The sequence below is a fragment of the Ningiella algicola genome (assembly GCF_028401415.2).
Taxonomy (GTDB): Bacteria; Pseudomonadota; Gammaproteobacteria; order Enterobacterales; family Alteromonadaceae; genus Glaciecola.
The window spans coordinates 1,469,855-1,494,095 of the sequence record NZ_CP171821.2 but is presented as its reverse complement, the minus strand read 5'-3'; the positions used below and the strand labels follow the sequence as shown (position 1 = coordinate 1,494,095).

At 45.7% G+C, this 24,241-nt stretch carries 18 protein-coding genes; 15 read left to right on the top strand and 3 right to left on the bottom strand.

The window, feature by feature from the left end:
* Positions 1-34 precede the first annotated feature (34 nt).
* The 4 genes from PN836_RS06575 (at position 35) to PN836_RS06560 (ending at position 6,782) form a co-directional block, all read left to right on the top strand.
* Positions 35-2,227: a bifunctional rhamnulose-1-phosphate aldolase/short-chain dehydrogenase gene (locus PN836_RS06575; protein WP_395344450.1), complete on the top strand. Its 2,193-nt coding sequence runs from the start codon at positions 35-37 to the stop codon at positions 2,225-2,227.
* Positions 2,228-2,286: 59 nt separating this feature from the next.
* Positions 2,287-3,582, top strand: a complete 1,296-nt coding sequence (gene rhaI / locus PN836_RS06570; RefSeq protein ID WP_395344449.1) for an L-rhamnose catabolism isomerase — start codon at positions 2,287-2,289, stop codon at positions 3,580-3,582.
* Between the two features lie 84 nt (positions 3,583-3,666).
* Entirely contained in the window at positions 3,667-5,337 is a 1,671-nt protein-coding gene (locus PN836_RS06565) for a nucleoside transporter (RefSeq protein WP_395344448.1), read from the top strand.
* 47 nt (positions 5,338-5,384) lie between these two features.
* A complete protein-coding gene (locus PN836_RS06560; RefSeq protein ID WP_395344447.1) occupies positions 5,385-6,782 on the top strand; it encodes an FGGY-family carbohydrate kinase in 1,398 nt (465 codons plus the stop codon).
* 46 nt (positions 6,783-6,828) lie between these two features.
* Here the strand turns inward: PN836_RS06560 and PN836_RS06555 are convergent, their stop codons facing one another.
* The gene (locus PN836_RS06555) at positions 6,829-7,614 is read right to left on the bottom strand and encodes a DeoR/GlpR family DNA-binding transcription regulator (protein ID WP_395344446.1); all 786 of its coding nucleotides are present in this window, start codon (positions 7,612-7,614) and stop codon (positions 6,829-6,831) included.
* Between the two features lie 295 nt (positions 7,615-7,909).
* On the opposite strand from PN836_RS06555, the gene kduD reads away from it, so the two are divergent.
* The 8 genes from kduD to PN836_RS06515 all read left to right on the top strand — a co-directional run bounded on the left by kduD (position 7,910) and on the right by PN836_RS06515 (position 18,539).
* A complete protein-coding gene (gene kduD / locus PN836_RS06550) occupies positions 7,910-8,683 on the top strand; it encodes a 2-dehydro-3-deoxy-D-gluconate 5-dehydrogenase KduD (RefSeq protein ID WP_395344445.1) in 774 nt (257 codons plus the stop codon).
* Between the two features lie 22 nt (positions 8,684-8,705).
* Positions 8,706-10,436 (top strand): GMC oxidoreductase, encoded by a 1,731-nt coding sequence (locus tag PN836_RS06545; RefSeq protein WP_395344444.1) that lies wholly within the window; start codon positions 8,706-8,708, stop codon positions 10,434-10,436.
* A complete protein-coding gene (locus tag PN836_RS06540) occupies positions 10,436-11,371 on the top strand; it encodes a TIM barrel protein (RefSeq protein WP_395344443.1) in 936 nt (311 codons plus the stop codon). The genes PN836_RS06545 and PN836_RS06540 overlap by 1 nt, the downstream gene beginning before the upstream one ends.
* 302 nt (positions 11,372-11,673) lie before the next feature.
* A complete protein-coding gene (locus PN836_RS06535) occupies positions 11,674-13,083 on the top strand; it encodes a sulfatase-like hydrolase/transferase (RefSeq protein WP_395344442.1) in 1,410 nt (469 codons plus the stop codon).
* Between the two features lie 80 nt (positions 13,084-13,163).
* A complete protein-coding gene (locus PN836_RS06530; RefSeq protein WP_395344441.1) occupies positions 13,164-14,657 on the top strand; it encodes a BNR-4 repeat-containing protein in 1,494 nt (497 codons plus the stop codon).
* A 40-nt stretch (positions 14,658-14,697) separates the two neighbouring features.
* On the top strand, positions 14,698-15,942 hold the full coding sequence (locus PN836_RS06525) for a glycoside hydrolase family 88/105 protein (RefSeq protein ID WP_395344440.1): 1,245 nt from the start codon (positions 14,698-14,700) through the stop codon (positions 15,940-15,942).
* An 84-nt stretch (positions 15,943-16,026) separates the two neighbouring features.
* Positions 16,027-17,037, top strand: coding sequence for a ThuA domain-containing protein (locus PN836_RS06520; protein ID WP_395344439.1), 1,011 nt, complete (start codon positions 16,027-16,029; stop codon positions 17,035-17,037).
* Positions 17,038-17,072: 35 nt separating this feature from the next.
* Entirely contained in the window at positions 17,073-18,539 is a 1,467-nt protein-coding gene (locus PN836_RS06515; RefSeq protein WP_395344438.1) for a sulfatase, read from the top strand.
* Positions 18,540-18,560: 21 nt separating this feature from the next.
* Here PN836_RS06515 and PN836_RS06510 read toward each other — a convergent pair whose 3' ends face one another.
* The gene (locus PN836_RS06510) at positions 18,561-18,902 is read right to left on the bottom strand and encodes a cupin domain-containing protein (RefSeq protein WP_395344437.1); all 342 of its coding nucleotides are present in this window, start codon (positions 18,900-18,902) and stop codon (positions 18,561-18,563) included.
* Between the two features lie 53 nt (positions 18,903-18,955).
* Positions 18,956-20,167 carry a glycoside hydrolase family 88/105 protein gene (locus PN836_RS06505; RefSeq protein ID WP_395344436.1) on the bottom strand — a complete coding sequence of 404 codons (1,212 nt, stop codon included), beginning with the start codon at positions 20,165-20,167 and terminating at the stop codon, positions 18,956-18,958.
* A 385-nt stretch (positions 20,168-20,552) separates the two neighbouring features.
* Here PN836_RS06505 and PN836_RS06500 point away from each other — a divergent pair, with 385 nt between their 5' ends.
* Genes PN836_RS06500 through PN836_RS06490 form a run of 3 tightly spaced genes read left to right on the top strand, consistent with a single transcriptional unit; the run spans position 20,553 to position 24,239 of the window.
* Positions 20,553-21,704 carry a Gfo/Idh/MocA family protein gene (locus PN836_RS06500; protein WP_395344435.1) on the top strand — a complete coding sequence of 384 codons (1,152 nt, stop codon included), beginning with the start codon at positions 20,553-20,555 and terminating at the stop codon, positions 21,702-21,704.
* A gap of 34 nt (positions 21,705-21,738) precedes the next feature.
* The gene (locus PN836_RS06495; RefSeq protein WP_395344434.1) at positions 21,739-23,133 is read left to right on the top strand and encodes a hypothetical protein; all 1,395 of its coding nucleotides are present in this window, start codon (positions 21,739-21,741) and stop codon (positions 23,131-23,133) included.
* A gap of 17 nt (positions 23,134-23,150) precedes the next feature.
* Positions 23,151-24,239, top strand: a complete 1,089-nt coding sequence (locus tag PN836_RS06490; RefSeq protein ID WP_395344433.1) for a Gfo/Idh/MocA family protein — start codon at positions 23,151-23,153, stop codon at positions 24,237-24,239.
* Positions 24,240-24,241: the final 2 nt, after the last annotated feature.

Here is a 24,241-nt window from a genome sequence, read left to right as displayed (position 1 = left end):
ATTACATGAATAAGACCCGTGGGAAAAAGATTCGATGTCTGACAAAAAAGAGCAGTACAAACACGTTGATTATCACTGGGATGATGAGTACGCAGAAAAGCTTAGCGAAGTTGAGAGTTTAGTCTATCGGTCTAATATTTTAGGCGCAGACCAACGCATCACCAATACAGGCGGGGGCAACACATCTGCGAAAATAATGGAAACGGATCCTCTTACCGGTGAACAAGTGCAAGTGCTATGGGTAAAAGGCTCCGGCGGTGATTTACGTACAGCAAAGTTAGAAAACTTCTCTTCGCTCTACCAAGATAAATTAACTGCGCTTGATAACACTTATCAACTTCGCGATGATAAGGGCTATAAGTCGCCTGGCGAAGATGCAATGATTGGCATGTACAAACACTGTAACTTTTGCCTAAACCCTCGTGCATCGTCAATTGATACCCCCCTGCATTCAATGATCGCTGACAAGCACGTTGACCACTTGCATCCTAATGCGGTGATTTCTATCGCTTCCTGTAAAGACCAAGAAGCACTGACCGAGAAGGTCTGGGGCGGTAAAATGGCATATGTGCCGTGGATGCGCCCAGGTTGGGAGGCAGCGCTAGTGTGTGAGCAAGCTTACGCTGAGAAACCTGATAGTGTGGGTATTTTACTCGGCCAACACGGTCATACCAATTGGGAATCTGAGAGTAAGAGCTGTTATGAAACCTCGTTATGGGTAATTGAAACTGCGGCGCGATATATAGAAGAGCATGACAAAGGCGAACAAACCTTTGGTGGCGCTAAAGTCGAGAGTTTAGCAGAGGCTGCGCGCACAGAACTGTTAACCAGGTTTTTACCGGTGGCCAGAGGAATCATCTCAAACAAAGTTAAATTTATTGCCACCGTGCAAACAGATGAAGCCGCGCTAAGATTCGTTAATAGTGTTGACGCTCCTCGTTTGGCTAAATTAGGGACGTCTTGCCCGGATCATTTCTTGCGCACGAAAATCCAACCACTGTATGTTGATTTTGATCCAAAAAACGACGATTTTGATGCCTTAATCGACAAGCTAAATGTGGGTATCGAAAATTATAGGGTCGAATATCAAGCCTATTATGAGGCCTGTAAGCGGGACGATTCGCCAGCCATGCGCGACCCAAGTCCGACCGTTATTCTTATCCCTGGTGTTGGCATTATTGGTTGGGGTAAAAACAAATCTGAATCGCGGGTAACCACAGAATTTTACAACTGTGCCATAGAAGTGATGCGCGGTGCAGAAGCAATAAGCGACTATACGGCATTACCTCAACAAGAAGCCTTTGATATTGAGTATTGGGCATTAGAGGAAGCCAAATTACAGCGAATGCCCAAAGAAGCCCCGCTTGCTCGCGACGTGGTGGTGGTGATTGGCGCGGGTGACGGTATCGGTAAAGAAACTGCGCTAAGAGTTGCGAAAGAGGGCGCTCATGTAGTCTGTGCCGATTTGCGCCATGAAGCCGCACAAAAAACGGCAGATGAGCTCACTTCGATTTACGGTCAGGGCATTGGTGTAGCGGGTTCTGGTATTTCTGGTTGCGGCCCGGCTATTGCGCAATCGGTTGATATTACCAATCGAGAAAGCGTTAAAGCGATGTTTGACGAGGTTATCTTAGCTTACGGTGGCATTGATAAAGTCATCGTTACTGCCGGCGTATTTCTTGCGCCTGGTCAGTCTGGCATGAGCGACGACCAACAGTTTGATGTGAGTTTTGCAGTGAATGTAAAAGGTGGATACATCGTAGGAACCGAGGCAAATAAAATTTGGCAAGCGCAAAAGTTACATGGCGCGATGGTATTAACAACCAGCGTCAACGCCGCCGTTTCCAAAAAGGGCTCACTTGCCTATGACACCTCAAAAGCCGCCGCTAATCATTTAGTGCGTGAGTTAGCTATCGAACTTGCTCCGCTGGTTAACGTTAATGGCTTAGCACCGGCGACCGTAGTCAAAGGCAGCACAATGTTCCCGCGAGATCGCGTCATAGCATCCTTAACAAAATATCGTGTTGAGCACTCAAGCGACGAGTCAGATGATGATTTACGTGACAAGCTAGCGATGTTTTACGCCCAGCGAACCTTAACAAAGCAGCCAATTACACCAGCTGATCAGGCTGAAGCAGCTTACTTATTAGTGTCGGGGCAGTTAAGCAAAACCACTGGGCAAATTATAAGTGTTGATGGCGGTTTGCATGAAGCGTTTTTGCGCTAGTAGTCTCATCGAAAGCCTGTATATACGCTAAATCAACACACCGAATTAGGAACATAAGAATGACTCAACAACGTATCGACAAAGCGTTTATTGCAGAGCAAAACGCTAGCATCGAAGCTCACGTAAAAGAAGATTATGAAGCACTGGGCAATAAACTGGCGCGAGAAAACATCAATATCGAGGCGGTGCTGGCAAAAGCAGAGGCTTTTCAGATTGCTGTGCCGTCTTGGGGAACCGGAACTGGCGGGACGCGTTTCGCGCGATTTCCTGGCGAGGGTGAACCACGTAATATTTTCGAAAAGCTCGAAGACAGTGCTGTAATCAATGATTTATCGCAAGCGACGGAGCGTGTCTCACCGCATTTCCCATGGGATAAAGTCGACGACTTTTCTGAGCTAAAAGAAGCATCGGACGCGCTTGACCTAAAGTGGGATTCTATCAATTCAAATACCTTTCAAGATCAGGCCGGACAGGAGCATAGCTTCAAATACGGTAGCTTAAGCAATACCAGTAAAGCGAGCCGAGATTTAGCGATTTCGCACAATTTAGATTGCATTCAATGGGGGCAAGTCTTAGGGTCGAAAACGCTGACGGTTTGGGTAGGTGACGGCTCTAATCATCCAGGTCAGCAGCACTTCCAGCATGCCTTTGAGCGCTATCTAGAAAGTATGAAAGAAATCTACGCAGGCTTGCCAAGCGACTGGGAACTGCACATTGAACACAAAATGTTCGAGCCCGCATTTTACTCTACCATTATTCAAGACTGGGGAAGCAATATTTTGGCCGCTATGGAGTTAGGGCCCCAAGCGAAGTCTCTGGTGGATTTAGGGCATCATGCTCCCAATGTGAATATCGAGATGATTGTGTCTCGTCTTATTCAGTTTAAAAAATTGGGAGGCTTCCACTTTAATGACTCCAAATATGGTGATGATGATTTAGATAGCGGCAGTTTGCATCCGTATCAGCAGTTTCTAATATTTAATGAGTTGGTAGATGCAGAATATCGCAAACAAGACGCCTTTAATCCCAACTACATGCTCGACCAATCCCATAACGTGACAGACCCAATTGAAAGCTTGATGAATTCAGCCGCAAGCGTTCAGCGTTCGTACGTGTCCGCATTGTTGGTGAATCGTGAAAAACTCACTCAATATCAAACAGATAACGATGCCATTATGGCAAGTAACACGCTCAAACATGCCTTTACTATCGATGTATCACCCATACTTCAAAAGGCACGCTTGCGCAAAGGTGGGGCAATAGACCCCATTGCTTGTTATCGTGCGTCAGGTTACCGCAAGTCAGTTGCCAAAGTTCGTCCTAACAGCGGCGGCAGTGGCTCAGGTATCGTATAGGGCTTGAATCCAAGCATTTAAGAACGAATGACATAACAACAATAACAACAAAATGCTTTGTGCATTGAGAGTTCGGAGAACAAGATGTCTACAGCACAAGAATTTGAAACTCAAGCCGTTTCGCCACAAATGTTGCAAGGACCCAAACCTTTTGCCGCAAGCTACGCAGGTGAGCACGTTGCGGGCACCGAGTTTGTAATTGGTGCGTTGTTTGTTTCATGGGGCGTGGGCGCGGGAGACATCCTCTTAGGCTTGTTATTTGGTAATTTATTAGCGGTACTGACATGGGGCTTAATCACCGCCCCAATTGCGACGGATACTCGCTTAACCCTTTATGCGTATTTGGAAAAAATCGCAGGTCCGGGCACCATAAAACTCTACAGTGTGGTCAATGGCGCGCTGTTTTGCGTGCTGGCGGGTGCGATGATCACGGTATCTGCGTCAGCGGTTAGGGTGCTTTTTGGTATTGAGGATCAAATTGGTTATTTCCCTTCTGACTATCGCTTTGTATTGGTGGTTTTGGGTGTTGGCGCTGTGGTCGTTTATATGGCCGTAAAAGGCTTTAAGAAATTAGCTGCCTTCGCTGAGGTGTGCGCGCCGTGGATGATTCTGATGTTCGTTGTAGGCGCCTTGGTCATGTTGCCGACCACGGTAGCGGTTACCTCAGGCGTCGACAGTATCGGTAGTTTTGGTGACTTTCTTAAAGTGGCTAGTGAATCAATATGGAAAGATACTGATGGTGAAATTGGGATTTGGCATGTCGCCGCTTTCGCTTGGGTAGCCAATTTGGCCATGCACGGCAGCCTTGGAGACATGACTTTATTGCGCTTCGCAAAAAATCCGAATTACGGTTATTTCTCGGCGCTCGGCATGTTCATAGGGCACTACATGGCTTGGATTTGTGCAGGCATTATGGGCGCAGGAGCTGCAATTCTATTGGGCACGACCATTACCGCCATTGACCCCGGTTCTGTTGCCTTTACCGCCTTAGGCGCATCGGGCATTTTAGCGGTCATTATTGCCGGTTGGACAACGTCAAATCCGACCATTTATCGCGCAGGTCTTGCTTTTAGCTCTCTGAATCATACTTGGGGACGCACTAGAGTTACCACCGTTGTAGGAATAATAACGACCATTATCGCATGTTCGCCATTTGTGTTTTCTGGATTACTCGGATTTGTCGGCTACATGGGGCTGTTGTTAGCTCCAGTAGGCGCCATTATTGTGACCGAGCATTGGATTTTCTCAAAAATAGGGCTCACGCGTTACTGGTCATCCTATAAAGGCAACACGACTAACCTAGCAGCCGTTATTACTTGGATAGTATCAATGGTAGTAGGTGTTGCTGTGGAACAGACCGGATTACTGCATTTGTTCTTTATCCTCATTCCCCTTTGGATTTTCTCTACGGTTTTATATATCGTTCTCGCCTCAGCAATGGGCGCGAAAGAGGCGTATCCTGAAGCTGAGGCAGCCGAGGCAGCGGAGTCTAAAAGGCAAGCTGCAGAGCGAGAGTACTTGCAAACTGCTGCGCCTGCTCAAGCGAGAAAAATTACAACGCCCATGACGGCAACTATCGCTAAATATGTATCTTGGGGAGCCTTGCTCTATTGCGCATATATGGGCGTGTCTGCTTATATGACTCAGGATGTCCAGACAATCACTACCTGGCTAATTGTCCCTACCTTGGTTTACTTTATCACGGCCACATATGCTCACATTGCTTCACTCGATAAGGCTAATCCAGAGGCCTGAGCGAATGCTAACAAAGGACTGAACATAGAATGTACGATGGCTAAATTATGATTAACGAACGCCAAGTTTATACGCTCATCATCGATATTGGCAAAACGCACGTGAAACTGCATGTGCTTGATGCAAATTTCAAGTCTGTGCATGCGAATCAAATGCCAAATACGGTCAATCATCAGACCGCTTATCCAAGCGCCAACATCGATGGCATTTGGCACTGGTTGTGTGAGTCGATAAAAGCATTCACCCCCTCATTTTTGATTACGCACATTACCATCACCACCCACGGGGCAAGTGCCGCGCTCATTGATAGAGATTCATCTGAAGAGAATGGATTGGTCTTGCCTGTTCTGGATTACGAATATGGCGCAACGCATGCGCAAAGCGAAGGGTATGAACAAATTCGACCGCCATTTAATGAGTCATTTTCTCCAAGTCTACCGGCTGGACTTAACCTTGGGCGGCAGCTTTTCTGGCTCAAGCAGAAATTCCCAAAGAAGTTTAGTCAAGCAAGCCATATACTCATGTACCCTCAGTATTGGGCGTGGCGCTTCACCGGCACGCTTGTCTCTGAAGTCACGTCTTTTGGTTGCCATACTGACTTATGGTCGGTAAAAAATAATAGTTTCTCAAGCCTCGTTGATGCGCTGGATTGCCGTGATCTAGTTCCTCCCATGAAACCGGCTTGGTTTAACTGTGGTGTGATACACGAGCATTTACGCAGCTCATTAGGATTAGATGAAGATTGTCAATTTTTCAGCGGCATTCACGATAGTAATGCAAGCTTTTTGAGATATCGCTTGGCCAAAGGAGCGTCCCCGTTTACCGTCATCTCAACGGGCACATGGACTATCTTAATGGCATCTCAGACACCCTTAGAGAAGCTCGATGCATCTCGCGATATGTTGGCGAACGTAGACGCTTTAGGTGAGCCCATTGCTTGCGCGAGATTTATGGGGGGGCGCGAATTTGAAAGTATTTGCGAGCAAGCCGGCTCGTGGCTAGGTGAACAGTTTGACGAGTGCGATCTTAAAGCAATTATCCATAATCAAGTGTTTGCTTTACCCGACTTTAGCGAGGGCTCGGGTCCCTTCGGTGGGCGCCAGCCACAATTTATTGGGCATGTTGACAAGGTAAGTGGAAGTGCACTTGCTACGCTTTATTGTGCCTTAATGATTGATTATCAACTTAGCAGCTTACAAGCACGAGGTGATGTCATTATTGAGGGAGCGTTCTTAAAGAATCCGCTTTTGTGCGCAGTGCTGAATCAACTTAGGAGTGATCAGGATGTGTCATTATCGCTTGATGCAACCGGTACGGTGTTAGGTGCAGCCTATCTTAGTCATTGGCAAACGATAGACGCAAACATTGAATTAAAAAAAGCAGAGTGCACGCAGCTAGATGGTCTATCTGTCTATAGAGATAAATGGCTATCTCTTTTGAGCTAAGACCTTCGTTATTTGGTCATCTGTGATAACTAGATCTAAACTTCACCTACTCGTCCAGCGCTTCAACCACGATAACTTCAATACCATTGTCTTTGAAAAAGCGAAGTTGCTCTGGCGAAGCTTTTGAGTCAGTTATTAAAATGTCGACTTCCGATAAAGGACAGAATACAAAATTACTGCGTTCACCAATTTTCGAGCTGTCTGCCAAAATAACGAGCTTCTCAGCCTGCTTGCGCAATTTCTGCTCTGAGCGAATTAACAGCGGATCAGACTCCATTACACCAAACTTGCCTATGCCAGGCGTGCCCATAAACATCATACTGCCATAGTAGTATTCAGTACAGTCGTTGTCATAGGAGCTTAATATGATGCCTTGCTCACGATAAATTTCTCCACCAGGCAGGGTGACTTGATTGTCGCTATTTTCCGTGAGGTAGTTGGCAAGCACAAATGAATTCGTCAGTATGTTTACATCGAGCTCGGGCAGAAACTCGCCCATCATGTATGTCGAACTGCCGCCATTAATTATAATGGATTCGCTATCGGAGCATAACTCAACAGCTCTTTTTGCAATGCGCTTTTTGGTTTCAGAGCGCTTGGTCTTGTCTACCATAAATGCCGAACTGGCAATATGTTTTTTCTTCGGCATACTGTTGATTGATTCTGCACCGCCTCGAATCTTTGTGATTTCGTTGCGTTTTGCCATCTTCGTAATATCGCGGCGTATGGTCGCTTCAGAGGTGTTAAGTTTTTCGGTTAAACTGCGTACGCTCGCAAACTGCTGTTGATCGAGAATATCTTTTATCAATTGTTGCCTATGTTTCTCTAACATTGGTAAACCTTTCTCCGCAATATCACTGTTAGTTATATTTTGTTCCATAGTTTAGTCGGCAACTTTAGTTATGTATAGACAAAATATATCTTAGCTTAATTTGATTTAAAGTGGTAATTAATGACTATAAATGCATAAGAATTTATGAAATAGAACCATTTACCAATCATTTACAATCATAATGTGGCGGGTTACACTCGTGTACCAAAGAGCGCTTGGCTACTCGGCTTGTGCTGAGAGCTAAGTAAATCTAATCTAGGCAATAGTGTTGCAAAATTGTTAAGTGGATGGTGAAATGCAAGCTTATTTGAATGAAAAGTTTGGACTTAAAAACAAGGTCGCTATTGTGACTGGAGCAAGTCGCGGTTTAGGTCAGGCCATGGCGATTGCCTTGGGCGAGGCGGGTGCGACAGTTGTGGTAGTAGGGTCAAGAGTTGGTAATCTGTCACAGACACTAGAAATCTTAAAGTCAAAAAATATTCCGTCCATGGCGCTAGGTTGCGACCAGTCCGACGGACAGCAAATTACTCAGGTAATTGACGATACGTTATCAGCCTACGGGAAAATCGATATTCTGGTGAACAATGCAGGCACCATCAAGCGAAGTCCTGCGCATGAATTTTCCGACGATGATTGGAATGAAGTAATAAATGTTAATTTAAATGGGGTGTTTAAGTTTTGTCGCCAAGTAGGCAAGCACATGTTGGAGCAAGGCTCGGGTAAAATTATTAATATTGCCTCCTTACTCAGTTTTTCGGGTGGCATTACCGTCCCTGCCTATGCAGCTAGTAAAGGCGGCGTAGCGCAGCTTACTAAAGCCTTAGCGAATGAATGGGCCAGTGCAGGCGTTCAAGTTAACGCTATCGCCCCTGGTTATTTTGAAACGGATAACACCTACAACCTAAGGCAAGATGAAGAAAGAAACGCCAGCATTACTGCCCGAATTCCTTGTGGTAAATGGGGTAAACCTGAAGACTTGGCGGGTGCGGTTGTTTTCTTATCTAGCCAAGCATCTAATTATATGAATGGCCATATTATGCTTGTTGACGGCGGATGGATGTCTCGCTAAGTAAAAAAGGAAATCAGTACGCGTGAGCATAGATATTAACCAGTCATATGATGTCATTGTTGTAGGATCGGGTATAACCGGTGGTTTAGCGGCCAAAGAGTTTTGTGAAAAGGGCTTTAAGACGCTGGTGATTGAGCGCGGTAGGCACATCGAACATCGGGGGCCTGAGTACAAGGACATGCAAGCACCATGGGAGCTTGAAAACCGAAGCTTAGGCACTGAATCATACGATGAGCAAGGCCGTTATCAGTTATTCAAAGAAAAATTTGGTAGTTATAAGTCTGATTTTATGCACTTTTTCGTCGACGAAAAAGAGCACCCATACTCCTTCCCAGATGATAAACCTTTTATGTGGACGCGAGGATATCAATTAGGCGGGCGTTCGATCACGTGGGCACGGCAAGTGTATCGGTGGAGCCGGGCAGATTTTGAAGCGAATTCAAAAGATGGGCATGGGGTCGCATGGCCTATTGGTTATGACGATTTAGCGCCATGGTATGAGCACGTGGAGCGCTTCATAGGTGTATCGGGTAATGATGATGGGCTTGATAGTGTGCCCGATAGTGTTTGTCAAAAAGCCTGGGAAATGAGCTGCGCAGAAAGATTTGTCGCAAACAACATTGCGAAAAAATATAGCGACCGACGCTTGATAATGGCCCGTGTTGCAAACCTCACTGAACCCACCGACGAACAACGCAAGCTTGGTAGGGGGCAATGTCAGGCGCGCAATTACTGTAAGCGCGGGTGCACATTTGGCGCTTATTATAGTTCGTTATCTGCGAGCCTCCCTGCAGCAGAACTTACTGGAAATTTGACCGTGGTAACTGACGCGATTGCATCTCATGTCGATTATGACGAGCTCAGCAACAAAGCGTCCGGCGTCACTGTGATTGATGCGCATACAAAGAAGAAAAAGCGCTACCGAGCAAGGGTGGTATTTCTGTGTGCTTCGGCCTTAGGCTCTGTTCAGGTTTTACTAAACTCAAAATCGAAGACATTTCCCAGCGGCATTGCCAATTCTAGCGGCGCAGTGGGGCGTTATATCATGGATCATTTTACGGGCGTGCGAGCCTTTGCAAAGGTGCCGGGTATGCTCGATAAATATACCTTTGGCCGGCGCCCCATCGGGACATATATCCCTAACTTTCGCTTTGAAAAAACAGATGATGTTGACTTTGTTCGCGGTTACGGCCTTCAAACATATGCTACTAATAGAAGCAATACGGGGACAACTGCGAAGCAAATAGGCATTGGCAAGGAGGCAAAAGCCCAAGCAAGGCAAGTAAGTGACTGGCGTTTTAGCGCCTTTATGTATGGAGAAGTGCTACCGTACTATGACAATCAAGCGACTTTACAGCCGAGCAAAACTGATAACTGGGGCATGCCGCTTCTGCATATTGATGCCAAAGTGGGTGAAAACGAACGAAAGATGACAGAACAAGCCGCTGTAGATGTCAAAGAAATTTTGGAAGCCGGTGGTTGTACCGATATTCAAGTCAATAAAGTCAGTCAAGATACACATATCACCATCGGCGCACGCACGCACGAAATGGGTGGTGCATGCATGGGAAAAGACGCAAACACATCGGTCTTAAATGGATGGGCACAGAGTCACGACGTGCCTAATTTGTTCGTTACCGACGGCGCGGCCATGTCCTCCTCTGCGTCACAAAATCCGTCACTGACCTATATGGCCATTACTGCACGCGCCGCAGACTATGCGGCTAAACTAATGAATAAGGGAGTGCTTTAATGGATAGGCGAAAATTTGTTTCTGCCTCTTTGCTTTTTGGCGCGGGCGTAGGTCTTGCAGCTTGCACTGGCTCACAGACAGCTGCAACGGCACCCGCGCGTAGCGAAATTGTGAGCTTGCAAGAACGCCAAAGATGGCTGAAATCCTTTGCGTGCAATATAGAGCAGTGGTTTCGCCCAATGCCATTCTTAGACAGAATAGGGGCTGCGAAAGCGCTTGGGTTTTCTGCCATCGAAATGTGGAATCCGAATCAGCCCAAAAATGGCAAAACGCCGTTAGCGATTTACCAGAAGGCAAGAGAACTGGATATGAGGGTGACGAGTTACTCGCCCAGCCCTCCAAATTTCGCTGATCCAGCAAACGAGCAAGCATTCTGGGTATGGCTTGATATTGCCATTGAATCAGGTAAAACGCTCAGAATAACGAATTTCAATGTGACCGGTCATAAGCTGATAGAAGGGCTTAGCCTCGAACAAATGATCGAAAACTACACAAACATGCTCGCGCAGGCTGCACCGAAACTTGAGGCGGCCAATATGGTGGCCACCATTGAACCGTATAACCCCTTTACGCACAAAGGCCATTTTATATATGGCAATGAGCCCGCCTTATCGATTTGCCGAAAGATTGATTCTCCCAGCGTGAAACTCAATTGGGACTTTTTTCATATGCAGCGCACTAATGGAAATTTGATTACCAACCTAGAAAATGGTTTTGACCAAGTCGCCTATATTCAATTGGCAGACTCTCCTGATAGAAATCAGCCTGGAACAGGAGAGGTGGCATATGGTCGCGTGCTCACTCGACTTAGAGAATTAGGTTACAGTGGATATATCGGCGCTGAGTTTTTTCCGCATAATCAAAATGCACCTCGCGCAGCTTCTGACCTCGCTCGCTTAGCAAAGAGCATTAATTTGGCCGACCCTAGCATCTAAAGACTGCATCTACATAGAATTTAGAACCTCAACACTCATCGATTATTGATACATATAAACAAAATGCAGAGGTCTTTTCGATCACAAAGTACTAAGCACTATTCGAGATAAATAGTCATTTACAATCAAAATATTTCAATTTAAGTCTTTTTGTGTTGTCGTAATTCATGTAAACTTCATGTTAACAGTATGCACTTGCTATTCAACTAGTCGACGTAGTTTGAAAAAAAGCGAGACAAAACGATCAAGGCAAAAGCGTCAAAATGTGCATTGAAACAAGAAATCTGATGGTGAGGACAGATATGAAAATACAGCGTTTTAAAGGAGTAAGGGTATTGCTTTTGGCAATGCTGACTTGGTCGTGTTCTTCCGTAGTCGCCGCAGACAAACCCAACATTCTGTTTATCCTCACTGATGATCTAGGTTTTAATCAGGTAGGCGCTTACGGCAACACACCCATCAAAACGCCTAATTTGGATGAAATGGCGAACAATGGGATCCGCTTTGACCAAGCTTATTCAGGTAACACCGTTTGTTCGCCATCTCGGGTCTCGTTATTCACTGGGCGTGATGGCCGATTTATGGCAAACAACTCCAATACGGTTCAGCTAGAAGAGATTGATATTACGCTAGCACATGTGCTTAAGCACGCCAGCTATGACACTGCATTGTTTGGTAAGTATTCCATTGGCTCAAAAATGGGCGTGACTGACCCATTAGCAATGGGCTTTGATACTTGGTACGGGATGTACTCTATTTTGGAAGGCCATCGGCAGTATCCTCACATACTTTGGAGAGACGGTGTAAAGGAAAGAATTGAGGCCAATGAAGGCGGTAAAAAGGGTGCTTATGCGCCTGAGTTATTCACCAATGAAACTATCGACTATATAAAACAAGAGCGCGACAATCCTTTCTTCATCATGCTGGCTTATACCATACCCCACGCTGACTTGGCTGTTCCTGAACGATTCAGCGACCAATACGATTTTGAAGAGACCCCCTATCTGGGCATGCAAAACGGTGAACCTACCGACAAATATGCCTGGTATTACCCGGACCCAGTCGATAAGCCTAACGCGGTAATGGCGGGTATGGTAAGCGCTTTAGATGAGTATGTAGGACAAATCATCCAAGCTTTAGAGGAACAAGGCGAGCTAGATAACACCATCATTGTGTTCACATCTGATAACGGACCGCACGACGAGGGTGGGGCTGATCCTGTATTTTTTAAAGCATCTCATCCTTACAAAGGTCAAAAGCGAGACCTTTATGATGGCGGCATTCATGTTCCAATGATTGTGCAATGGCCAGACAAAATAAAACAAGGTCGAGTGGATAATACGCCTTGGGCATTTCACGATGTGTTGCCCACTGTTGCAGATATTGCTGGGGTAAATTTAGACCTTGTGCCAAGGGTGCGTACCAATGGTGTTTCTATTAAAGGGCTGCTAAACGACACACCTGTGCAGATGGATGAACGCACTTTGTATTGGGAGTTCTCAAAGCAAGTGGGCGACCCTAATTCAGGCATTATCGGAGATACCTATCAAGCCGCAAGGCGCGGTGAGTTTAAAGCTGTGCGATATGGTTTCGATGCACCACTTGAGCTGTACAACATTAGCGAAGACCCAGGTGAATCCAATAATTTGGTAGAAATGCATACATCGATTGCTGAAGAGTTTTTGGAACTGTTTGAGAAATACAAAAATTAGGGTATGGGCGCGCGGGATATTTAATTCATAACACTATTGAAGAGTCTAGCGTTTGCGCTACCCAAAACATGGCGAATAAAATGAAAAATAGGTCTTTCTGCTTTAAGGTTAAGGTATCCAAGGTAGCTCATCTTCTTTCTACTGTGGCTTTACTGGTCTTTTTCATGGTCTTAAGCGGCTGCGCAAAGCAAATAAGCGCCAATGCACGAACGCCTGATGCGGCGATGGAATATGCCGAATATTTTGTAGACAACGGCACGGGAAATCCCCTTGCTGTTGTACAGTACCCAGCGGGCGAGTATCACAAGGGTGTGACCTATGTATCTTATCAAGGGCCTTTTGAAGACCCTTATGTAGCTGCGTTCAACCACCAAACGCAAGAGTGGCAGGGACCATTTAGAGCAGGCACCAGTGAACTCGGACGCCGAGAAGGCCGAACTAAATTTGATAACCATGGTAAACCAACTTTATTAATTGATGATGAGGGCTACATCCATATCTTTTATGGCGGGCATGGCGGCGATAAGCATCATGGTAAAAATCCTCTTGGTAACGTTCATCACGGTGCCAATAAAAACTCAATTTCCAAGCGCCCTTTAGATATCACTGAGTGGGAAGAGGTCGACAACATCTCAGTGTTCGGCACATACAACCAAGCGATTAAAATGGACAACGGTGACATCTATTTATTTTATCGTCATGGTGCCCACCGCAGCGACTGGGTGTATCAAAAATCGACAGACAATGGTCGCAGCTATAGTGAGCCCGTCTCGTTTTTAAAACACAAACGCCGCAGCGATATTCGCGCTATGGATAGCTGGTATGCGTGGGCTAGTAAGGGCAATGGTGACGATATCATCGTCGGCTTTGACTACCACGTGTGTTGGGATGGCGGCGCGGGTGTCAATGGTAGAGGTCACACGACCGAGCGACATGATGCCCACTTCATGATGTTTAATACCAAAACAGGTGTCTGGCGAAATATAAAAGGTGAGTCACTAAACATGCCCTTAACGCGGGAAGAGGCTGAACAAAAAACACTGGCCTTAGATACCGGCGATTTATGGACCTTTAACGGCACTGTGAAGTTAGACGACAGCGGTTCTCCTCATATTGCAATGAATTATGGGAAAGATTTAGGCCAGAAAACCGGCGGTCCTAAGCTTACTCATCACATCAGATGGGATGGCGAAAAATGGTCAGATGGCGTGAAAGTAAACAGTCAAACCTTTGGCGATTCGCGCGGCGATTTTATTGTCAGCTCGCCCGACAATATTCAGTATTACCTCTCTGAAGAAGACGGTAGTGATGGGCTCGTATCAATATGGAGTAGCGATAATGGCGGCCAATCTTTTTTAAAAACAAAAGAATTGCTTAGACGGCCAAATGCGACCTTTGCAATCACCGCCCTTATAAAAAACGCACATCCAGATGCTAGAGTGATTGTTGGTGAACGATCAACAAGCACGCCGCATCGAAAAATCTATTTATTAGGCGATGCTGGTCCAGTGGGTCGACCATTGAGTGATGCAACCTTAGAGAAAGACGCGTCGGTATTTAAAAAATTACAATGATTTAACGAATGATTTCGCAACCTTAACAACGGGATTTAAGATGAATAAAAAGACGGTTTCGATCGCCATTGCGATAAGTGTAATACTGGGTGCCTGTAGCGATCAGAAAGAAGAGCAAAGTCTAGTTTCTGTGGATGCTGTAACACCTGCGTCAGAGCAAGTTGAAAGTACAGAGACTGACTTAACGAGCGCCAAAGCAATTAGAGAATCAGCCTATGACATTGCTTCAAGAAGTGGTGCTTGGCAGATTGAACAGCTCGGAAACTTAAGGTATATCCCTGAGTCACATCGCCTGAAGTCTGAAAATGCCAAGTTCTGGATCCAAGCGGCTTTTTATATTGGCTTAACAAAGTGGCTTGAGACGGCAGAGAACGAAGCCTTTATGGCGCACCTCCAAAAGATGGCGATGGAGGAGGAATACGGACTTTTAACGGAACGCCCATACCATGCTGACGACCATACCATTGGCCAAACCTATTTATGGTTAACTGAACAGACAGGAAATCAAGAAGCTTACGCGCCTACTCAGGAACATTTTGACTGGATTTTGGCGAACAAACCGGACGTGGGATTAGAAATGCTCGATAGTACGTCCAGTGGTTCTGGCAAAGTCCATCAAGAGGGAAACTGTCAATTGCGATGGTGCTGGGCCGACGCTTTATTTATGGCGCCGCGCACTTGGTTAAAGTTGTCCAATATAACGGGCGACCCTAAATATTTTGAATATGCTGATAGCGAGTTTTGGGCGGCATCTGATTATCTCTTTTCTGAAGAATATGGCCTGTTTTTCCGCGATAGCCGCTATTTTGAAATGAAAAGCGACAACGGAGAGCCGGTATTTTGGGGACGTGGAAATGGTTGGGTCTTTGCAGCTATCCCACTCATTATTGATGACTTACCCGAAGACCATCCTTCAAGAGACCGCTATATTGAACTGTATAAAAAGAACGCGGCAGCCTTACTAAAGTTACAAACTCCAGAGGGCTACTGGCCGGCCTCCTTAAGAGATCCGAATAAAGTAAAAACGCCAGAAGTAAGCGGCACGGGCTTTATTACCTACGGTCTGGCTTGGGGCGTCAATAATGGATACTTAACCGACCCAGAGTCTAAAGAAATTGTTGAGAAAGGGTGGGCTGCTATAACTCGCGCTGTCGAACCAAACGGCCGAGTAAATTGGGTGCAGCATGTAGGCAAATCACCTGATCCAGTGAAAAAGACTGACTCACAGTTATACGGCGTTGGTGCAGTGTTATTAGCCGCGTCTGAAATGGCTAAATGGCAGTAGTGTTAGCTTTCTGTTCTAAAGAGTAATGTCTTTTACTCTTTAGAACATGCCATACAGCAACGAAGCGCCATACAAGATACCTATATGAAAATGTTCATCGCCCTAACGATTGCTATCGTGCTTATTGCAAGCCTGTCATCGTGTGCGCAACAGAGTGTGTTTAATGTAACGACATCGACAGAAAATGAAGCGATAAACACACAAAAAATAAAGGTGCTGATTGTTGATGGCCAAAATAATCATGCGGTATGGCCAAAAGCAACGGTGATGATGAAAACGTATTTAGAAGAGAGCGGCTTGTTTGATGTTGACGTTTATCGCACCAAGCTCATTTGGCGGGGCGAATCAGAGCTGCATTACCTTAAGATGTACAATACGCCAGAACATCAATTAGTCGAGGAGCCTGCTACAGACGCGACCTTTGCTCCGCCTTTTGTGCGATACGACGTTGTGGTGTCTAACTTTGGATATCGTGCCGCAGACTGGCCTCAGCAGACGCAAAGTGCATTTGAAAGTTATATCCAAAATGGCGGTGCGCTGGTGTCGGTGCATGCAGCCAATAACAGCTTTGCGCAGTGGACACAGTACAACCAAATGACGGGGCTTGGTGGTTGGGGTGGACGAGATGAGCGTTGGGGGCCCTATGTGTATTTTAGCGACGATGGGAAGCTAATTAGAGATACATCCAAAGGCGCTGCAGGGGCGCACGGAACCAAACATGAATTTCAAATTACTCAGCGCAACGAACATCCGATTTTACAAGGTTTTCCAAAGGTGTGGATGCACACCAAAGATGAGTGCTATGGCAATTTGCGCGGGCCTGCTGACAATATGATGATATTGGCCTCAGCACTTTGCCCAAAAGCAGAAAAAGGTACGGGAAAACATGAGCCTATTTTGATGGTGCTCAATTATGGCAAGGGCAGAGTGTTCCATACCACACTTGGGCATCAGCAAGAATCATATGAGAGCGTTGGTTTTATCACCACTTTCCTTCGCGGTACTGAGTGGGCAGCAACTGGCAGGGTCACGCAAGCTGTGCCCTATGATTTTCCGAGCGAAACACGCTCATCTAGCCGCCCATTTTTAAATTGAATAATACGACAAGTTATCGACTCAAGGGATAGTGCATGAATAATACAAATTGCAAAGCATGGTTTAAGAAGCCCTTAGACATAGTCTACTGTGCGCCATACGTATTCATGGCAGCATGGCTATTGTCGGGATGTGCTAGCTCCAATTTACATGAAACGTCAGAGCAACAAGAGAGAAGTGTTGAATCGCTCAGCGGTGAAAGCAAGCAAGAAAAGCTGCTGAATATCGTAATGATTTTGTCAGATGATCATGCCTGGAATGATTACAGTTTTATGGGGCATGATATTGTGCAAACGCCAGCTTTGGATCAACTGGCATCACAGGGCGTGACTTTCACTCGTGGTTATATACCCACCTCCTTGTGTCGCCCTTCACTGGCAACCATTATTACTGGGCTTTATGCGCATCAGCACGGCATTACAGGTAATGATCCATCGCGCAATTTGCCTGGCGGAAAAACAGGCGAGCAATATCAGGCGCAGCGCGCTGAAATCATCGCGAAAATTGATTCAGTGGATACGCTCCCTTCCATGCTTAAAGCCAAAGGTTATCGCTCATTGCAAACCGGAAAGTGGTGGGAAGGAAATTATAGCCGTGGCGGATTTGATCAAGGTATGACAAGCGGTTTTCCGCAAAAAGGTGGGCGCCATGGCGATGATGGTTTAAAGATTGGCAGGGAAGGATTGGATGAAATCACAACATTTATTGATGAAACCATCATCAATGACCAGCCCTTTTTTGTTTGGTATGCGCCATATCTTCCTCATAGTCCGCACAATCCACCCGAGCGTTTACTGAAAAAATACGACAATAGAGGATTACCGCTGCCCATTGCGAAATATTACGCAATGGTCGAGTGGTTTGACGAAACAAACGGGCAGCTAATCGACTTTCTCGAAAGCCGCAAGCTGCGCGATAATACTTTAATTGTGTATATTGCGGATAACGGTTGGATCACCAATCCTGAACAGACCAATCGTTTTTTACCTCGCTCCAAGCAAAGCCCTGACGATTCCGGCGTGAGAACACCCATTATGTTTTCTTTGCCTAATCAATTAGCGCCTCAAATGCGCCCCGAATTGGTCAGCAGCATCGACATCGTACCTACTATTTTGGGCGCGGTCGGGCTTGATGTGCCAAGTGAACTGCCAGGACTAAACCTCTTTGAAAATATGCAACAAGCGCTTCCAATTGAACGAGAGGCGATTTATGGAGAAGGCTTCGCACATGATATGGACGACCTTAATGATCCTGAATCAACGCTCATGTACCGATGGGTGATAGAAGGGGATTGGAAGCTGATATTAAGCTACGACGGTAAAAATATCAGTTATCAAAAATACCATGAAGATGTATTGGGTGCGCCACGCTTATTTAACTTACGAAATGATGAATACGAGACCAAAAATTTGGCAGAAAAACGTCCTGATTTAGTTGACCGTTTGTCTGCCAAATTGAATGAATGGTATCCGCTTAAAACTCGAAGGGTGTTAACGGATTAGTCCGAAGACACTCACCGATAACTATGATACAAAATCATCCCGATGTGGGTTAAAAGTATCTAACAAACGACTATCCTCTTCTAGTGCGACTACCCCGTGTGGTGTCCCTTTGCCGGCTAAAAAGGCGTCGCCGGCTTTAATTGTGCGTGTTTCACCATCTAAATCGACTTCAAACGAGCCTTGTAAGCAAATCGCTATTTGGTCATGAATGTCGTGGCTATGTACAGTGCCAACTGCACCCTTGTCAAAGCTGACACATACCGCCATCAAACCATCAGTATAGGGAAGTATTTTACGTTTTATACCGAGTTCAACGGTTTCCCACTGGGTGTTTTCATTAATAAAAAATTCTGCTTGCTTCATGTTGTATTATTCCGTGTTTATATATTCTATTTGAGATGGGCGTTGCTGTTTCGCTAATTTTGCGCTAATTCAAGCATCTGAACACCGGCTAATAAAAATGCACCCGCACCGTAGAGCTGCGTCTCATCTTCGGAGACTTTATCTGGCGCAAAACCAATTTGCTGAACAGAGCCGAGCATACCATCGTCGCGCTGCGCGTTAACCAGTGCCTGCCAACCTTTATTGATGATAGGTAGATAAGCATCATCATCAAGCAAACCATTATTGACGCCCCAAGCAAGTCCAGCGACAAAAAATGCCGTGCCGCTGCTCTCATCCACACTATAGATATCGCCAGCGGCAAGTGATACGGGCCAATAACCATCATCTGCTTGTTTTTGCGCTAGGCTTGTGGCCATTTTCTTAAAGATACCGGCATAGTAGGCATAGCGTGGGTCGTCTTTTTCCAGTGTGTCGAGTATTTTGGTTAATCCGGCAAAGACCCAACCGTTTCCGCGACTCCAATATATTTTTTTTCCATTGGCTTCTCTGCGATCAAAAAAACGACTATCCCTCACGTATAAGTTGTCATTACTATCAAAGAGGTAGTCGGTGACTGCCTGAAATTCTTTGTGGGCATATACAGCATATTTATCATCTCCGGTAATGCGAGTAAGATGAAACCAAACGGGTGGCGACATAAAAAGCGCATCTGACCAGCACCATCTTTTTTGGCAGTCGTGTTCGTAATCTTGATCTCGATATTTTCCGACAGGGCCGAAGTCGAGTGACATGTCCGGCTGATTCGCAAGTATTTTGTCAAATACGGCGATGGTGGGCGCGATTTGCGTTTGCTGTTTGTCTTTATCATACATATGCAGATAATACTGGGCGATAACATGATCATCAGCGTGAAAATCACGCGGCCCTAGTTGCCATTGTTGCTCCTCACCATGATTACGCAAATAATCAAAATAGGCCTGATTATCTGTCGCCAATGCCCATCTGGATAAACCTAAAAAGAATGTTCCCTGAACCCATCCTCGTGGCTCTTCAGTGCGATGTACAAGAGAGGGTACATAAGACGCAAAGTCTGTCATATGTGCCAGCTGCCATTTTGCAGCGGCGTCAATGGCATCAATGATCGCTTGCGCTTGAGGCAAAGACTGCGCAGTTTTAACTTCGCCAGTTGATGAGCTACCTACGTTTGTGACAGTTGTATTGTCAGTGCACGCTGTTGCAACTGTAAGGGCGCTGCATAATGCAAATAACTTAATGATCTTCATAATGGCCTTTATCAATTCGAATGGATTGCATTGGATGAAAATTGCGTCAGAAGTGAAATAGCAAAGCATGCAATAACTAACACTCAGTCCTTCCATCGCGTACTTCACTCATAACGAATCAAGATACGGCATAACTATACGGAGGTAGTTTGATAAATCAATAAATGTTGAACAAATTGCTTGCCGATTCGTTTGATTTTGCACCTATCTCAGTGCAGCGAGGGGGCAAATGCTTAGCGCTCCAGCGTTCATGTTCTCTAATGCAAGCGCTATATAGCATGTTGTAATAATGTAAATTACAACTTGAAAAAACATCAAATATAGTCATAATCAGTCAGTTAGAATCGTCTGTACGCGATTTACGCAAGAGGCTAGCGAGGAACCAATGACAAACACATGTTTAAAAATTGCCGTGATTGGTCTTGGTAATATCGCTAAGCAGCACATTGAAAACATTATTAGTGCACAGGTACAAGGCGTCGAACTAGTTGCAGTATGTTCGAGAACGCGGAGCGAGCTTAGTGAAGAATACGGCCTAGCGCATTATCAGGATTATAAGTCTTTAATCGATTCAAAACTCGCAGACGCGGTAATTATCGCTACACCTACCATGACGCATTTTGAGATAGCAAAGTATGCACTTCAGAACAACATTCATGTGATGCTAGAAAAGCCCATTGGCCTGTCTTCCTTTGAAGGCGAACAGTTGATCACTTATCAAAAAAAGGATACCAAGTTTGCCTTAATGCTGAACCAGCGCACTGCCCCAGTCTTTACGAAAATGAAAAGCATTGTAGAAAGCGGAATCCTAGGCAATATTCAGCGCACTCATTGGACGATGACCAACTGGTTTAGACCTGAAATTTATTTCCAGGTGAGCGATTGGCGTGCCACGTGGAGAGGCGAGGGCGGAGGCTTGCTAGTGAATCAAGCCATCCATAATTTGGACGTGTTTCAGTGGATTTGTGGTCTACCTATACAAATACGCGGATTCTGTGAGTTCGGGAAGTATCACGATATAGAAGTTGAAGATGAAGTAACGGCGTATTTGAAATATCAAAACGGTGCAACAGGGATATTCGTTGCCTCGACAGGCGAGGCACCCGGCGTAAATCGCCTTGAGATTGCAGGGGATAAAGGCGCGCTTATTTTTAACGCTGGAAAGCTTACGTTAGTTGAGAATATGCAAAGTACAGCTGCATTCAACAAGCAAACCAATGATATGTTTGGTATGCCTGACTCACGCTCAAAACCTGTGCTGATAGATGAGGATGTAAATCAACACGCCCTTGTTATGAACAATTTCATCAATGCCATTTTGCACGAGGAAGCTCTAATCGCACCTGCCTCAGCCGGTCTTGCGTCTTTGGATATGGCCAATGCGATGCTTTTATCTACTTGGAAGAATTTGCCAGTTAACTTGCCCTTGAACCGTCACGATTATCAGCAGCATCTAGATACAAAAATACAAAGTTCATCCTTAAGAGCGAAATCGTCTAGACAGGCAAATGTCGACATGTCGGCTTCATATCGATGATACATCTGGTGCTATTAACAGAGAGCGTTTGCATATGACACACAGTGCAAAGTCAGATGCTTTGGCGCTTGCTTCGCTTAGCAACAAGCCTTGGTTTTCTCGCATACCGACCTACCTGCGTTTAAGCGGGCCCGGCTGGTTGCAAGGGGCAATGACCCTTGGCGGCGGTAGTGCAGTCACCTCCTTAACCATTGGTGCCTTGTTTGGCTATGAGTTTCTTTGGGTGCAGCCGGTGGCAATGCTTATTGGATGCGTGATGCTGTTTGTTTTGTCATATCAAACGCTGCACACGCAAGCCTCACCCTTTGAGTCTATGAAAAAACACCTCAACAGACCTATCGCATATGCATGGGCGACTGCGGCTTTTGCTTCAAGTATTATCTGGGGTTTTGCGCACTACCCGCTCAGTGCAGCCATGTTAGAAGAAATTATCTTGGTTTCTTCAGGCCTTTCGGTAGATCAGGAAAACACGGGATGGCGCAACGCCTATTTGATGTTACTGGCTATTGCAGTATGGGCTTTGTGCGCATTTACTGCATGGAGTTATGGTAAACGTACTGCCAGCAATGAGAATGAAGCAAGCACGAGAGTCAATACTATCGCTATTTTTGAAACGGGCATCAAGCTCTTAAGCGGCCTTGTGATACTGGCATTTTTATGGGTCGTACTAAGCGCAAGCTTCAATGGACAAATTGACTGGTCTGCGGTTCTGGCCGGTTATATCCCTTCATCGCTTCCCAGTGATTCTCAAGGCGTTACGGTATTGATGGCTGCACTAGGCAGCGCAGTAGGCATTAATATGACATTTATCTATGGCTTTACTTTGCTCCACAAAAGGTGGACAGCTGAACATGTCACGCTCTCTCGCTATGACATCGGAATTGGCTTGGTACTGCCTTACATTTTAGTGACAAGCCTGATATCTATTGCGGCAGCAGGCGCATTTTATGATGGCGGCGTGGATATTCAAGGTAAGCTGAGTCCCACGCAAGCAGGGAAGATGTTTATGTCAACAGGTCTTGATGAGGTGACTAGCCGCCTGATATTTGCGTTTGGGATCCTTGGAATGGCCGTGGGTTCGCTGGTGATGCACATGCTATGCTGTGGTTCTGCTGCGGCGGCAATGTTTAAATGGGAAGAGGGTGGTTATAAATACAAACTTGCCCTGCTTGCACCTACTCCAGCTGTTTTAGGGGTGTTTTACTGGGCGTCGATGGGGCCATATGTGGTGCTGCCTACTGCCGCAATTTGTGGCTTTTTACTGCCGCTGGCCTACATAGGCTGGGCGCTGTTGCACAATCGGCCTGACTATTTAGGTAAAGCTATGCCTACCGGCACCAATAGGCTTTTATTTAACCTTGCAATGGGCATTTGTATTGTTACTGTATTGGCAAGTGTGACCTACTCGGTGTGGATAAATGTTTCGTAAGGAATTGAGAATAGCCAGTGCAAAAACCCAATATTAAAGACGGAGCAAATTACGCACCAAAAGCGAGTAATGCAAAGCAAAAAAGCGTTGTGGCACCAAACACGTTTCATTTCTCCGTAGCGTTTTTGGATCACGGGCACATCAATGGTCAAACCAATGGCTTGCTGCAGGCTGGCGCGACCTTGAAATATGTTTATGATAGCAGCCCTCAGCGTATTGCTGCATTTTGCAAGATGTTTCCTCAAGCAATCGTCGCGTCAAGCTTCAAGCAAATTTTAGAAGATGAAGTTACGCAGTTAGTCGCTTCTGCAGCGATTCCTAATCTGCGCGCTGACATTGGCAAACAAGTGCTACTGTCGGGAAAAGACTATTTCACTGACAAATCGCCCTTCACGTCATTAGAACAACTCGCGCAAATTAAGCAGACTGTAAACGAAACCGGCGGTATTTATAGTGTGTATTATGCTGAACGTTTGCACAATGATGCTGCCAACAAAGCGGGTGAACTGATTAAATCTGGCGCGATTGGCAAGGTGCTGCAGGTTATTTGTTTGGCACCGCATCGCTTATCTAAACAATCGCGCCCAGACTGGTTTTTTGATAAGACCCGCTATGGTGGGATAATTACGGATATAGGCTCTCATCAGGTTGAGCAGTTCTTGTGTTATGCCAACGTGCATGACGCTAGCATTAATTTTGCTCGTGTAAGCAATCTCAATAATCCTGACAAGCCCGGCTTGGAAGATTTTGGCGAAGTATCGATGACAGCAGACAACGGCGCGTCGTTCTATGCGCGTGTTGACTGGTTTACACCAAAAGGACAGCAAACTTGGGGAGATGGCCGCACCTTCATCATGGGCACAAAAGGCTCAATAGAGTGTCGCAAGTACAACGATGTGGCCCGTCAAGCACCCGCTTCAAAATTATTCTTAAGCGATGAAAAAGGAGAACATGAAATAGACTGTTTAGGGCAGTCCAGTTTTCCATTTTTCGGCAATTTAATTTTAGACTGCATAAACAGAACTGAAACCGCGATGACACAAAAACACGCATTTAAAGCCGCTGAACTGAGCATGAAAGCGCAAGCCTTTGCGGATAATCGCTAGCT

Bases quoted from the DNA above. Each gene is read 5' to 3' on its own strand.
- PN836_RS06575 (WP_395344450.1), top strand. From the start codon at position 35: ATGTCTGACAAAAAAGAGCAGTACAAACACGTTGATTATCACTGGGAT.
- rhaI (WP_395344449.1), top strand. From the start codon at position 2,287: ATGACTCAACAACGTATCGACAAAGCGTTTATTGCAGAGCAAAACGCT.
- PN836_RS06565 (WP_395344448.1), top strand. From the start codon at position 3,667: ATGTCTACAGCACAAGAATTTGAAACTCAAGCCGTTTCGCCACAAATG.
- PN836_RS06560 (WP_395344447.1), top strand. From the start codon at position 5,385: ATGATTAACGAACGCCAAGTTTATACGCTCATCATCGATATTGGCAAA.
- PN836_RS06555 (WP_395344446.1), bottom strand. From the start codon at position 7,614: ATGTTAGAGAAACATAGGCAACAATTGATAAAAGATATTCTCGATCAA.
- kduD (WP_395344445.1), top strand. From the start codon at position 7,910: ATGCAAGCTTATTTGAATGAAAAGTTTGGACTTAAAAACAAGGTCGCT.
- PN836_RS06540 (WP_395344443.1), top strand. From the start codon at position 10,436: ATGGATAGGCGAAAATTTGTTTCTGCCTCTTTGCTTTTTGGCGCGGGC.
- PN836_RS06535 (WP_395344442.1), top strand. From the start codon at position 11,674: ATGAAAATACAGCGTTTTAAAGGAGTAAGGGTATTGCTTTTGGCAATG.
- PN836_RS06530 (WP_395344441.1), top strand. From the start codon at position 13,164: ATGAAAAATAGGTCTTTCTGCTTTAAGGTTAAGGTATCCAAGGTAGCT.
- PN836_RS06525 (WP_395344440.1), top strand. From the start codon at position 14,698: ATGAATAAAAAGACGGTTTCGATCGCCATTGCGATAAGTGTAATACTG.
- PN836_RS06520 (WP_395344439.1), top strand. From the start codon at position 16,027: ATGAAAATGTTCATCGCCCTAACGATTGCTATCGTGCTTATTGCAAGC.
- PN836_RS06515 (WP_395344438.1), top strand. From the start codon at position 17,073: ATGAATAATACAAATTGCAAAGCATGGTTTAAGAAGCCCTTAGACATA.
- PN836_RS06510 (WP_395344437.1), bottom strand. From the start codon at position 18,902: ATGAAGCAAGCAGAATTTTTTATTAATGAAAACACCCAGTGGGAAACC.
- PN836_RS06505 (WP_395344436.1), bottom strand. From the start codon at position 20,167: ATGAAGATCATTAAGTTATTTGCATTATGCAGCGCCCTTACAGTTGCA.
- PN836_RS06500 (WP_395344435.1), top strand. From the start codon at position 20,553: ATGACAAACACATGTTTAAAAATTGCCGTGATTGGTCTTGGTAATATC.
- PN836_RS06495 (WP_395344434.1), top strand. From the start codon at position 21,739: ATGACACACAGTGCAAAGTCAGATGCTTTGGCGCTTGCTTCGCTTAGC.